This is a genomic window from Amycolatopsis albidoflavus, from assembly GCF_039525725.1.
In the GTDB taxonomy this organism is placed as follows: domain Bacteria; phylum Actinomycetota; class Actinomycetes; order Mycobacteriales; family Pseudonocardiaceae; genus Amycolatopsis; species Amycolatopsis albidoflava.
The window spans coordinates 367,753-380,378 of sequence record NZ_BAAAHV010000015.1; the positions used below are offsets into that span (position 1 = coordinate 367,753).

The following is a 12,626-nucleotide window of genomic DNA, read 5'->3' on the forward strand; positions in this document are numbered from 1 at the left end:
AAATCAAGGCCCCAAGCCGCTCCGCTGGAATCAGCAGACAGGTCTCCGCTTGTCGGTGTCGCGGGCAGCTTTCCGCCTTTGGCACGGCAACGCCGGGGTCTGTTCCAGGATCGGCACCTATCTGGTGACGCCCACGCAAATCCGGAAATCCACCGTCGTCGACAAGGAATATCGGCTATACTTCGCCGGGCAGAACGGACACATCCCCGCCGGAGACGGCGCGCTCATCGGGGGCGCAGCCAGCGGCATTCTCGCCAGGTCTGCACGAAACGCACATCGCTTCCTCCGCTGGAACGCTCGCGACGACTGCGCCAACTACGCGCCGAACATCATCAAGCGCAACCGCCGCGACCGCCAGACACCCCGCCGCTCGAATGGCTTGGCGTGCGGCAACGCCAGAGTCGCAACCGCGGAGTATTCAACCCCAACGCATGACGCCTGCTCCAGCCACCGTGCAAGCCCCTGCCGCGGCCGGCCGGCCGGAAACTCGCTGCCCGCCTTAGTTCCGGTCTGCTGGGCAGCCGCGTGTCCGCCACGCCCGCCGCCGCTGAGTGTAGTGAAATGGGGACGTGGGGTTTCGCTGGTTGCGCGTACTGGTCGCAGGGCTGTCCCTGGTCGTGATCATCGGCGGGCTGAGCTGGTTCGTCGTCGTCCTCTTGCCGGAGTGGACCGTGGGACACGACGTGTCCGCGCTGTCGCCGTCGGAGCGGCTCGCCACAGTCGGCAGTGTGCGCGCACAGTGGATCACCTGGACCAGTGTGATCACCGGGCTGGGGGTCGGCGCCTACGGCGTCTACCGGTTCTATCTCGACAAAGACAAGCAGCGCCTCGACCAGGACAAGCACCTCACCGGCCTGTTCGACAGCGCGACGGGCAGGCTGGAGTCCGACGACGCCACGGTGCGGGCCGGTGGCCTGCGCACTTTGTTCCGGCTGATGGTCGACTCGCCCCGGGATCACACGGCCGTCGTCGACACCGTGTGCGATGTCTTGCGGCACCGCGCGCACAGCGACGGCGACGGACCGCTCCCCCGCGACGTCGCGGCCGCCGCGGACGCCCTCCGCGATCGCCCCGACCGGCCGGAGGCGCGTCCGCTCGACCTCGCCGGGATCCGGCTGCCGGAAGCGCGCTGGCGCGGAATCCGGCTCGCCGGCGCCGAACTCGCGGGCATCCGGCTCGAACGAGCCGAGCTGACCGGAGCCGACTTGACCGGGGCGATCCTGACCGACGCCGACCTGAGCGGCGCGAATCTCGTCGGGTCCTCGGGCGCCGGGGCACAGCTGAGGAACGCAGTGCTCGCCGAAGCTGACCTGTCGTCAGCCGATCTCCGCGAGGCGGATCTCACCCGCGCGCGGCTACGCGGCGCCAACCTGACCCGCACCGTACTGACCCGCGCGAATCTTGCGGACACCGATCTGGGCGGCACGGACCTGCACGACGCGCTCGGAGTGACCAGCTCCGCCGTCCGCGGCGCGATCGTCGACGACAAAACCGTCCTCCCGCCGGGGGTTGACCATCCACGGCTCCGCGCCTCGCGCGGATGACACCGACCATCGCGGTCGCGATCCACGACGGGTTCTACGGATGCGGCACCGGTGCCGGGCATGCCAACTACGGCTTCCTCGAGAGCCTGGTGGCGCTGCTGCCGCCGGACGTGCACCTCTCGGTCCTTCCGGTATACCTGGCCCCGGGCAGCGCCGAGCGCCATCCCGCCTGGCACCGGCGAGCGAGCGCGCTGCTCGACCGGCCGCGAGTCACGCTCCACCCGGTCTCCAACGGAACCCGCGGACTGGACCGCTGGGGCACGCTCGACAACTTCCGTCACCTGGCGCAGGACACCGCCGCCCGGATCCGCGACGAGATCCTGCCCGACTGCGATCCCCTGCTCATTGTCGCTTTCGACGCGCCTTTTTTCGGACTGCCTTCCTTCCTGCCCCCAGCGGCACGTGACCGGATTGTCCTGGTCCCCCGTTCCAGTGCGCTCATTCACGCACCGTGGGACACCGCTCGCATCGAATGGGAAAGGTCCGGCCTGCACGCCGCCCGCCGCGTCGGAGTCATTTCCCCGTTCATGCGAGCACACCTGCGGCGGGACTACGAAGTCTCGGCTCGATCGCTCATTCCCGTCCAGGACGGCCTGTGCGCGACCGACTGGGCGGCGATGCTCGGACCCGCCGCGGCCCGAGATCGGGAGCTGCCTGAGGAGTTCGTCCTCGCGATGGGCCGAGCGGAACCGTACAAGGGGTTCGACGACCTGCTCGATGCCTACGCGATCGCTCGACAGGCGGGTCGGCGCCTGCCTCCTCTGGTGCTCGCGGCGACTACGGAGGCGGAGCGCCCCAGCCGGTATCAGCGCGCTCTGGCCGCCCGCGCGCGGCGCCTCAAGATCGATGTCGCCCTGCTGCACCGCTTCACCCCCGCGGTCACCGGACTACTGCGCCATCCAGGCCTGCGCGCGATCGTCGTACCCTCCCGCGCGGAACCGTTCGGGCGAATCCCGATGGAGGCCTTCGCGGCGGGCGCCGCGCCCGTGATCACGACCACAGCGCAAGGCCTAGCCGGACAGGTCGCCGACGGCGAAACTGGCTTCGTCTGCGCGCCCGGCGCGCCTGGCGCGCTCGCCGAGACTCTGGGCAAAGCTCTGGACATCGACGCCAGCACGCGGTTCGCGATGCGGCAACGCAACCGGCAACGCGCCTTGCGCGACTACGACCACTTCGCCGCCATACGAGAGTTCCTGGCCCAGAGCGCGCCCTGGCTGCGCCTGCCGACGGCGGATGATCAGCTACGGTTGCTGAGCATCACCCCACCGGTTGTCGCAAGGAGTCCCGTGTCCGACGTGCCCGCGGTCAAAGTGCCGATCGGCCTGCAGGCGCCGCACTGGACCACCGTCGAACCCGAACGGCGGGTCCTCGTGGTGGCCCACCACGTCACCTCGCTGCTGCGACTGCTCGACGTGCTTCCCGTGTTCGACTCCGATCCCCGGGTGCAGGTCGTCTTCTCCTGGAACGGCTCCGACCCGTTCCGGCACGGCCTCGACCACTACCTCGACCGCCTCGGAGTCATCACGATCCCGTGGGCGCAGGCGATCGAAACGCCTTTCGATCTCGCGATCGCCGCGAACCACGGCGGACTCACCGAAGTAACCGCCCCCCTTGTCATTCTTCCCCATGGCGTCGGGTATACTAAGAATTCTCCCGGAAACCGGAAACCGGAAACCGGAAACCGGAAACCGGAAACCGGAAACCGGAAACCGGAAACCGGAAACCGGAAACCGGAAACCGGAAACCGGAAACCGGAAACCGGAAACCGGAAACCGGTCCGTGTTCGGGCTTGCCCCGGAATGGCTGCTTTACAACGGCACCCCGATCGCGTCGGCACAGGTTTTGGCGCACGAGAAAGACCTCGCCCGGCTCGCCGAATCGGTCCCGGCCGCCGTCGGCACCGCAGTCGTGGCCGGGGATCCGGCCTACGATCGGATGCTGCGCAGCCAGCACCTCCGCGCCCGGTACCGCGAGGCCCTCGGCGTCGAGCCCGGCCAGAAGCTCGTCACGATTTCCACCACGTGGTGGCACCGTTCCCTGATGGGCAGCTGGCCGTCGTTGTTCCGCGAGGTGCTGGCCTCCCTGCCCCGTGACGAATACCGGGTCGCGGGCCTGATCCACCCGAACATCTGGCACGGGCACGGCCCCTGGCAGGTCCACACCTGGCTGGCCGACTGCGTGCGCGGCGGCCTCCTGCTTCCCGCACCCGTCGAGGGCTGGCAGGCGGTGCTCCTGGCGTCCGATCTCGTTCTGGGCGACCACGGGGCGACCAGCTGCTACGGCGCCTCCCTGGATCTGCCGATGCTGCTGGCGGCGTTCCCCGACGCTGATGTCGCTCCGGGCTCTGTCGGCGGGTTGCTGGGCCGTCTCGCGCGGCGGCTGAACCGGCACGAATCCCTGCGCGCCCAGATCGAACGAGCGCTGGCCGAGCATCGTGCGGGAGACTTCGCTGAAATTCGCGCGCTGGTCACGTCCTGTCCCGGCGAATCGGCCCGCCGGCTGCGCACGCTCTTCTACCGGCATCTGGAACTGGCCGAGCCGCCCGCGCCGCCGGTCGTTCCGGTGATCCCGCCGGAGCAGGTCACGAGCGCGCGGCCGTCCCCGGTCCGCGCCGACCACGTCGTCTGCACCTTGCCCGCCGCGGCCGGCGAACCGGTCACGATCGTGCGCTACCCGGCCGACGTCGAACTGGACCGCGACGCCGCAGGCCATCTCGACGCGGCGTTCCTCGCCGTGCACGAGGACCACCCCCAACCCGCGCTGCTCGATCACGCGCCCGTCGTGCTCGCCTCCGCGGCCGCATCGGACGACGCACCGGCTGAAATACTCCAGGACGTCCTGAACCGTCATCCGTTGGCGTCGGTCGCGGCAATGCCCCACGGCGAGGGCACCATCGCGGCGACCATCGACGGCACCGTGCTCGCCGCCTCGGCCGACGAGCCCGGTCTCGTCGCCGCGGTCGTGCACGAATGGCAGGTACAGCGCCGCAGCCTGAGCACGCTGCCCGGCGACATCATCGTTTCGGTCGGCGTCCGGCAGGTGCGGGTGACGATGCGGTCAGTCGTCGAGCCGGGCACGTAGCGCCTCCGCGCGGCGATCGTTCAGCTCCTCGAACAGCTCCGCCGCCCGGCGCAGCATCCGGCGGCCTTCCGCGGTCTCGCCGGATTCCAGGAGGACCGTGCCGAGGACCTGCCGGGTGTGGGCTTCCCAGCCAGGCAGGCTCAGCTCCTGCTCCAGTTCGAGCGCCCGGCCGAGCACTTCGATCGCCTCGGCGCGAGAGCTGTCCCCTGCCAGAGCGAGGGACTCGCCCAGGTTGGCCACCGACTTGGCATGGTTGAAGCGGTCCTTGTTGCAGGCGAAGAAATCCACCGCACGACGCCCCGCCGCGACGGCCTCCTCGAACCGCCCGGCCTCCGCCAGGATCGGGCCGCCGTTCATGTCCAGCAGGGCGTCTTCGCGCGCTCGGAGCGCAGCGGGGAAGCTTGGGTCGCGCACGAGCGCGCGGGAACGGCCGAGTGTCTCCAGCGCTGCCGCCGGGTCGCCGAGCCGCCGCTGGACCAGCGCCTTCCAGACGTGCATCTTCGCCGAGGTCACATCGTCGCCAAGCTCGGCCGCCAAGCGCGCGGCCTGGTCGTAGTGGCGCTGCGCCGAGTCGTGGTCGTATGCCGAAAAATACGCGGTTCCCAGCTCGGTGTGCATGCGCAGCAGCGGACGCGCGTCGCCGGTGTCGTCGCGAACCCGCTCAGCGGCCTGCAGCCCGACGCGGTACGTCGCGATCGCGTCCGCGTAGAGCTCCCGCTGAAAATAGAACGTCACCAGCGCCTCGCACAGCTGCCAGGCGAGATCGTCGAACCCTTCGTCGGCCGCCGCCCGGACGGCCCTGCGCAAGTTCGGTCGCTCCAGTTCCAAGTCGGCGATCGCCCGGTCCGCGGCGCGGTCGCCGGAATAGGCGGGAGCGATCCGCCCGTCGAACAATTCCCCGAACCGCACGCGGTCGCTGAGCACCTGTTCCCGCGCCACGGCGAACTCCAGGTACCACTCGACGACGCGGCGCAGCGCGGCTCGCAGGTCCGCCGGGTGATCCGTTTCCCCGGCCAACCCGGCAGCATGCCGGCGGACCAGCGTGTGAAGCTCGTACCGGCCCCCGCCGACGTCCGTCAGAAGGCTAGCGGTCACCAGCGAACGAACCACAGCCGCGCCGTGCTCGTCGCCCAGCAACGCGGCCGCGGCACCGGTGCCGAACCGGCTGCCCGGATGCACGCTCAACAGCCGGTACAACAGCTGTCCTGCCTCGGTCAGGTCCTGGTATGAGACCTCGTAGATGTGCTCGACCACCCGATCGCCGTCGATGGTGAACTCCGCGAGCACCGACTTCGCGACCCGCAACCTCGCGACGTAGGCGGCGATCTGCCCGTCGTGGTGCGTCCGCAGCTGCGCCCGGGCGACCCCCAACGCCAGCGGCAGCCTCCCGCACAGCTCGGCGACCACGCCCAGATGCTCGTCCTGCGCGGCGACATCCGGGTCGTAGGCAAGCAATTCCTTGGCGCTCTCGACGGAGAACGGCTGCACCGGCACCGTCGTGAACCCATGCTGCTCGAACCCCTCGGACCGACGACGGCTCGTCGCCAGCACGACGCTGCCTGCCGACGTCGGCAGCAGATCATTCAGGTGCCCGGCGGACTCGACGTCGTCCACCATCAGCAACACCGGGCGCACCGCCGTCGCGGCCCGATACGCGGCCAGCTTTCCTTCCCGGCTCGACGGCAGCGACCCGACACCCAGATACGGCAGGATGATCGTCAAGGCGTCCTCGACCGTCAACGCCTGCGAAGACGCGCCCATCCCCACGTACAGGGCCGGCTTGAACGCGTCCTTGAGCGCATGTGCGCACCACAGTGCGAGCGTTGACTTGCCCACTCCCGGCAGCCCGGTGAACACGAAAACCCCGCGACCGCCGGACGCCCGGGTCGCCGCGACCCGCCGCAGCACGTCCTCGCGCTCCGGCTCACGATCCACGAACAGGAGCGGCGGAGCCATCAGCATGCTCGGTGCCGCCATTTCACCCATTGACCCGCCCCCACGCCGTCGCCGATGATCACTCCGCGCCAACCCTACTCACTCTGCGCTCCTCGCGCGGCCTTGCAGGCGATCCCTCGGCACGACCCGTCCGCAGCCATCCCCGGACCGCCTCGGCCTGACCGGACGACCAACGGCAACCGGTACTGGCCCGATGACAGCCGGGGCCGAAGCCTCTGGCGCTCGGGTTGAGCGGTCCTTCGCACCCACCGCAGCTCGTTGCTCGCCGGCCTCGCGCAGGCAGCGGCGAACCGGAACGATATCGCGGACAATCAGCGGCGCGGCCATCGGCGGCTTCTGTGCCCTGGCCGTACCCCGTCCGACACGATCCGCGGCCGCTGCTCACCGCACCCACTGTCACACCTCGCAAATCGCCACCCGCCGGGGACAAAAGAGGCATCGGCCAACTTTTATTGGGAAATTCCAAGAACAAGGCACTTGGGTCATGATCCACATCGTGGATCACGTGAGGAGCCGCTGACCCCGAGACAGTCCACCCAGGAACGCATTGCAGTTCCGGTCACCCTAAAGAATTAAATCACCAAGAAGGATTCACGCAAGCGGATCGCGAGTGATACCGAGAGTGTCATGACTCCTTGAGAAAGGAGGCCATACCGGGCCTCGCCCCAGTGAGGGAACGACGTTGTTCCGCGCCGAAGCGAAATCCGTTTCTCCACAGGACAGCCTCCTCGGCCGCCACGCTGACGTTCAGCTACGCTTGCACCGCTTCGCGGACGGGGCATCGAATCTGCTTGGGTTCGGCAGATCGAAGATTGAGCATCCCTTTCGATGGCCGAACGCGAACATGTGAATGCTTGGCTGTCCCTGCGCGATGCCGCTCTCTTCGATGCCTGCTCTGTGCAGCTCGGTCAATGGCATACGGGGGTCCGATACATGGAGGCACTGAGGTGGACGCCAAGGCGGAGCACCGCATCGACTGGTCTGCTACGCCCATCTTCGAGACATTGGCCATGGAGATGAAGTACAACGCAGCCGAGACTATCGGCCGGGACAGCGTCGAAAGCAACCCTCCGCCGAGTCACGGATCGAGTTCCCACGATGCCGAGACAGCGATATCGCCACACGCGGAAGCAGATCAGGCGACAGAAACCAGTGCATAGGGGACGAACAACTCGCGGAGCGTCCGGCCCCTCCGCGAGGCGTTGACCGCTGACGTGGCCGGGACCGGATGACCGCGCTGATCGACTCGGTGAGCCAGGGCGTCCCGGCCGCTCTTGCCGAGTCGTCGCTCTTGGGCGGACGCGGAAGAAGCGTGCCGAGGACGTACTCGCCTGCTCCGACCGGCCCGGTGCCAGCAACATGCCCACGGAGGCGATCAACGGACGCCTAGAACACCTCTGCGGTTCAGCGCTCGAACACCGCAACCTCACCAACTACAACGTCAGGAGCCCGCTCGAGACCGGCGGTCCAGACCATTACTACACCCTCAACCACGAAGAGCCGCGGAAGCCCATCGCGAAGTCGGGCACCCTGTGCCTGAGGCCGAGCCAGGTACCTCAGGAAGCGCCGAGCCAGGTGCTTCCCCGCTCGCCCAGCGCAGCCGAAGCTTGTCCAGGTCGCGGGTTGTGACCGGGATGATCGTTACCGAACCACAGACACGCGGTTTCGTCTCATGTGGCTTCGCTGCGTACTCGCCGAAATGCGCGCCCGAAGGCATCCTGGACGAATGCGGCTCGCCGTTTCCTTGAACCGTCCGATGTCCGCAGGCGACTGCGCACGCAGACCTCGGAATCGCTCCGAGGCCGACAGTCTTTCGGCCGACGTCATCCTGCGATGAGGTCGCGGATCAGGGCGGCGATGGCGACGAGCGCGCTCACCGTGGCCAACGCGAACATCGCCCAGTCATAACCGGGTCGCTTCGCTCGTTCCGAGGTGGCACTTCCTCCGCGTTTCGGCTGCGGCTCCGCACGGCTGCCAGCGCGAACGAAATCGTCGCGGGGCCACATGAACATCCACAACCCCAAAAACCCGTCACCGCGAACCAGCTTTGGCAGGCCGCGTTTGTAGCCGACATGGTAGTCACACGTGCCCAGCAGCCCGCGCACTCGCCACAGGCACGGGCAGTGGGCCGTCGTTTCGACCCGGCAGCGGGTCAGCCGCACCACCAGCAGGTAAAAAGCGAGAACGCCGGTCACCAACGCCGTCTGCCACCACAGACCCTGCGAAACGAGCACGGCCGCGAGCACAGTCAGCAAAAAGCCCCACGCGCGAAACGGAGCCGAGCCTCGCCGCCGCGACCTACCCACGAGCCATCTCCCGGCAGCGCCGCACGGAAGTACCCGGGGACATCGAGGGCATCACCTGCTCCGCTTGTTGGCGGTGTATCCAGGGCAGTCCCTCTTTGTCCCCGGTTTCGCGTGCTTCAGCGGCCGGAAGTCCCGCTTCGATTGCGGAACCCGCTGGCCGCAGCCGGGACACTTGATGCCCCATTTCTTGCCGTCTTGGACGACAGCCCAACTGGGGACGACGCCATCGGGGTCAGCACCACGACATGGCCGCAGCTCATTGCCCATGAGGAATCCGGTGACATTGACATAGTGCATGACACGCAGTCCGGAGCCGTCCTTCTTCAGGCGGCATCGCCGCTCACAGTATTCGCATACTCCCGGACTCACCACGGTGACACTCCTCCTGCCCGATTCCTGATTCGACGCACTTGTTTTGCCGAAGCACACCGACGCCCGCGGCCAAGAGGTTTCGCACGGTGACCGCACCTCAGTGGCGGCGTCCATTGCCGTGCCGGTCGGAGTGGCGTCGGGCACCGGTGAATTCGACATTGCCCATGTCCAGTGCGATCGCTGCGCGCAGGGTGCCGCTCCCGGTTCCGTCGGCGCCGACGAGGTCCTTCAATCGCTGGGCGGCTTCGGCGCCGTGCATGGCGACCCAGCCGATCGACACGGCGACCAGGTCGCCTTTCCCGAGGGCAAGCGACACGCGGTCCGAGGATTCGCCCGGTGCGCGGAGAAAGAATTGCCGAACCTGGCCGTACGATCCGAGGCCTGCGGTGAGTGCTTTCCCGGCCTTGTGCCTCACCTGTTCGGGGCCAGGCCGGGTCAAGACTTGCCCGTAGCCGCCGCGGGTTTCGCGGCCCAGGCTGCCGTCGGCGGCCCCCGGTACCGCCGCCGTTGATCGTGCGGAACTTGGTCATGCACCCTCCCCGATGCTGATCAACAAACAATCCTGCTTCATCACCTCCCGAAATGGCAGCAACACGAAGAGGGAACGCCTGAATGGACCAATTACGCCCTGCGTATTTACCGAAGACTCGCCGGACGTCAAGCCCCTCATCTGAGGGGTTTCGACAGTCGGATGTGTTTTTCGCGGGCAGCCGGATTCGGCACGGGACTTTCACCATCCGAAGCTGGCACGTTCAGCGGACGGGCCGAACGGCGACAGCGACCACGTCGTGCGCCTAACGTGCTTCGTCGACCCGTACCCGGACCGCTCAGGTCCGATCGTCGAAGTCGTCGCTGTCCGGCGGGCTGACGTAAATGGACGAGCCGGGCCCGTACTGTCCGCTGGTCGTGGCCTCGTCGGTCTTGTACGACAGCCGCCACGAGACGCCAAGGCCCCTCAGCGTGCGCAGAACACGACGCACGTCGCCGCGGTCTCGCCAATCAGCGGTGTACACGCAGATCAGCCGCGCGCGCGGATTGGTCGCATTCGGGTTGGGCTTCGCGGTCGCAACCTTCGCGGACGGCCCAAGAGAGCCAGTCAGGACAGCCTGTCTGATCAAGGCCCAGTAGTGATCCACGTCGGCGGCGTAGACGAACACCATCCATTTGCCCGGCGCCTCCCCGGTGCCCCGACCGGGAGCCTCAGTCACCAGCCAATAGTCGTCGTCATAGGTCGACGGCCGCGGTTCCGCAACCATGTCGCTCTCCAACCTCGTCGAGTGCCGACTGCCATCAGGGTCAGGGGCAGCCCAGCTCCCCCGCGTCGGTCGCTATCTCCGCAGGAGCGCGACCAGCGAAACAAGCAGCGCGACGATCGGGAGGATGTGGTCTTTGGCCACGTCCCACGGAGTGCGGCCGCGCAGGGGGTCGACGTACCGCTCGTCGCGGTCCGCCACGTCGGCGGCACGGGGCCGGAGACGATGGCTGTACCGCTGTCGCAGCCGCGGCAGCAGATCCGGGCGGCTCGCGATCAGGAGGTACGCGGCATCGGCGGCGAACTCGGCGATCGCTTGCCGGTAAGCAGCGCTGCTGGGCAGGTCGATGTCGTCCGGCAACGCGACGTCCAGCAACGGCAACGCGACACTGCCGGCCCGGTCGGACACCGCGGGCGGCACAGTCCAGGTCAGGCGTCCGCCGCGCGCGATCGCGAACGCCGATTTCGCCATCACCCCCAGCCGGGTGAGAACCCACGTTCCCGACTGCGGCCAACAGGTGCGCTGCTCGTCGAACCGCACATGCCGCAGCAGCAGCCCGCAGGCACGGACGGCACGCGGCTTGGCTGTCGACCGATCCCACCAGATGACGCGGAAGAAGACGGCAGGGAGGAGGACAACGGCCACCACCAGCCCGGCGTACCCGATGAAAGCCTTGGCCGCGGGCGAGGAAACTTCCGACAGAATGAAACCGGCATTGCCCATGATCAACAGAGCGAACACCGTATACATCACAACGAACATGACCTCCGCTGCGACGAACAGCCATCGCTGTCGCGAGCACCGGCGGTACCCGTCGACAAGCTCCTTCCGCAGGTCGCCTGGCAGGTCAAGCCGATCGACGAGCGACGAGACGAACGCGGCGTCGAAGCGCGGATACGGCGGCCACCGCCGGTTCACCCGCACACCCGCCACGGCGTTCGCACCAGCGCGTCGCCCGCTCCCTGTCTTCTCCTTCTGCGGCACGGACCTCTCGTCCCGCTCCGAGGACGCACCGGACCCGCTGGCTTCCTGACCAACCGGCCGGGTCACGATACCCCCGAGGCCAGCGCTCGTGCGGAACGCCTGCCAACCCGCGGCACGTCGTCGAGCCACGCACGAAACCGAGCGACGGTGTTCCGCGGATACCAGGAGCTTTTCCTCAGCATGCGGGCAACGGACGACGCGTGCGCGTCATCGCCGACGACGGAGCCTGGCCCGGGTCGAGACCCAGACATAGTGACGGTCATTGTGAGCCTCCCCAGCCTCACGGACCCGGCATCAGCGCGCCGGGCAGAACTCTTGCGATCAGGCGGCTGGCCGCCGACGCGGTGCGGATCGGCGCGTCCGGCACCGTCGTGGCCCTCCTCGATCCCTCCTGCGTGTCGCCAGCCGACTGTCCCGACCTTAGCGAAGGCAGTGCGCCAATACAGCGCAAACCGCTCGCCAGCCGGTTTCCGCGAACAGTCACGCGCCATGCCTGCCGCCTGGCCGCCGGACACAAGTAGCTCCATTCAACCCGAGTTACACCGCTCGTTTGACAGACCCCTCCCGACTTCTGCGTTGCCGCCTTGCGGAAGTCCGACGAGCCCGAAGGGTCGGTCGCCGCACCCTTAGTCGTTAGACTCGCCTGGTGCTAATCGAGTCGCTGCTCTACACAACTGGCGACACCATCGACTTGCAAGATTGTTCTGCCACCCTCCTACTTGAAGGTCTTCGCTCCTCCCCGACCAGCAGCTACACTGGTGCAGCATTGCGCTTAGCCGTTCCCGCGTTGGGAGCGAAAGGTCGCAGATTCAGATCCTGTCATCCCGACTTTCACTAACGTTCTGACCAGCAAAACCCCGGGAGCCGCTTCCGCTAAGTCCCCGGGGTCTCAGTACAAGACGTTATAAACTTGGTTTTCGCGTTCACCTCACCGTTCGGTGGGCGCGGGGAACCCCCGTGCCCACGGAGCTTCCCCGCGCCGCCACGCCGTGAACAAACCGGCGACATGCCTGGCTGGGGATTTCCCGGCTGGTATCCGGGAATGTCGCCGCCGGACTCAGCCGAGCACCTCCATTCCGTCGGGAGGGGCCGCGCCGCGCCTTGCCGAGAACGGCTTTCGCGCACCCGGC

General features: G+C 67.8%; 8 protein-coding genes and 1 pseudogene. 4 read left to right on the forward strand and 5 right to left on the reverse strand.

Annotation, left to right across the window (positions count from 1 at the left end; translation table 11 throughout):
- The first annotated feature begins 569 nt into the window (after positions 1–569).
- Genes ABD156_RS26075 through ABD156_RS26085 form a run of 3 tightly spaced genes read left to right on the forward strand, consistent with a single transcriptional unit; the run spans position 570 to position 4,625 of the window.
- Positions 570–1,544 (forward strand): pentapeptide repeat-containing protein, encoded by a 975-nt coding sequence (locus tag ABD156_RS26075; RefSeq protein WP_344278945.1) that lies wholly within the window; start codon positions 570–572, stop codon positions 1,542–1,544.
- A complete protein-coding gene (locus ABD156_RS26080) occupies positions 1,541–3,637 on the forward strand; it encodes a glycosyltransferase family 4 protein (RefSeq protein WP_344278948.1) in 2,097 nt (698 codons plus the stop codon). The genes ABD156_RS26075 and ABD156_RS26080 overlap by 4 nt, the downstream gene beginning before the upstream one ends.
- A complete protein-coding gene (locus ABD156_RS26085; RefSeq protein ID WP_344278951.1) occupies positions 3,585–4,625 on the forward strand; it encodes a hypothetical protein in 1,041 nt (346 codons plus the stop codon). Before ABD156_RS26080 ends, ABD156_RS26085 begins: the two co-directional genes overlap by 53 nt.
- Here ABD156_RS26085 and ABD156_RS26090 read toward each other — a convergent pair.
- Positions 4,602–6,602 carry a hypothetical protein gene (locus ABD156_RS26090; RefSeq protein WP_344278954.1) on the reverse strand — a complete coding sequence of 667 codons (2,001 nt, stop codon included), beginning with the start codon at positions 6,600–6,602 and terminating at the stop codon, positions 4,602–4,604. The two genes, ABD156_RS26085 and ABD156_RS26090, sit on opposite strands and share 24 nt — an antisense overlap.
- A 1,198-nt stretch (positions 6,603–7,800) precedes the next feature.
- Between ABD156_RS26090 and ABD156_RS26095 the strand changes: the two are divergent.
- Positions 7,801–8,071, forward strand: a pseudogene (locus ABD156_RS26095) (ISL3 family transposase); the annotation flags it as partial.
- A gap of 333 nt (positions 8,072–8,404) precedes the next feature.
- Here the strand turns inward: ABD156_RS26095 and ABD156_RS26100 are convergent.
- From ABD156_RS26100 to ABD156_RS26115, 4 genes are all read right to left on the reverse strand, one after another.
- A complete protein-coding gene (locus tag ABD156_RS26100; RefSeq protein WP_344278957.1) occupies positions 8,405–8,836 on the reverse strand; it encodes a hypothetical protein in 432 nt (143 codons plus the stop codon).
- Between the two features lie 520 nt (positions 8,837–9,356).
- The gene (locus ABD156_RS26105) at positions 9,357–9,575 is read right to left on the reverse strand and encodes a hypothetical protein (RefSeq protein WP_344278960.1); all 219 of its coding nucleotides are present in this window, start codon (positions 9,573–9,575) and stop codon (positions 9,357–9,359) included.
- A gap of 511 nt (positions 9,576–10,086) precedes the next feature.
- Positions 10,087–10,515 carry a putative phosphothreonine lyase domain-containing protein gene (locus ABD156_RS26110; RefSeq protein ID WP_344278963.1) on the reverse strand — a complete coding sequence of 143 codons (429 nt, stop codon included), beginning with the start codon at positions 10,513–10,515 and terminating at the stop codon, positions 10,087–10,089.
- A 72-nt stretch (positions 10,516–10,587) separates the two neighbouring features.
- A complete protein-coding gene (locus ABD156_RS26115) occupies positions 10,588–11,430 on the reverse strand; it encodes a hypothetical protein (protein WP_344278967.1) in 843 nt (280 codons plus the stop codon).
- Positions 11,431–12,626: the final 1,196 nt, after the last annotated feature.

What these genes read in the sequence shown, in the direction of transcription:
- ABD156_RS26090 (WP_344278954.1), bottom strand. Translation starts at nt 6,602, where the DNA reads ATGGCGGCACCGAGCATGCTGATGGCTCCGCCGCTCCTGTTCGTGGAT.
- ABD156_RS26110 (WP_344278963.1), bottom strand. Translation starts at nt 10,515, where the DNA reads ATGGTTGCGGAACCGCGGCCGTCGACCTATGACGACGACTATTGGCTG.
- ABD156_RS26080 (WP_344278948.1), top strand. Translation starts at nt 1,541, where the DNA reads ATGACACCGACCATCGCGGTCGCGATCCACGACGGGTTCTACGGATGC.
- ABD156_RS26085 (WP_344278951.1), top strand. Translation starts at nt 3,585, where the DNA reads ATGGGCAGCTGGCCGTCGTTGTTCCGCGAGGTGCTGGCCTCCCTGCCC.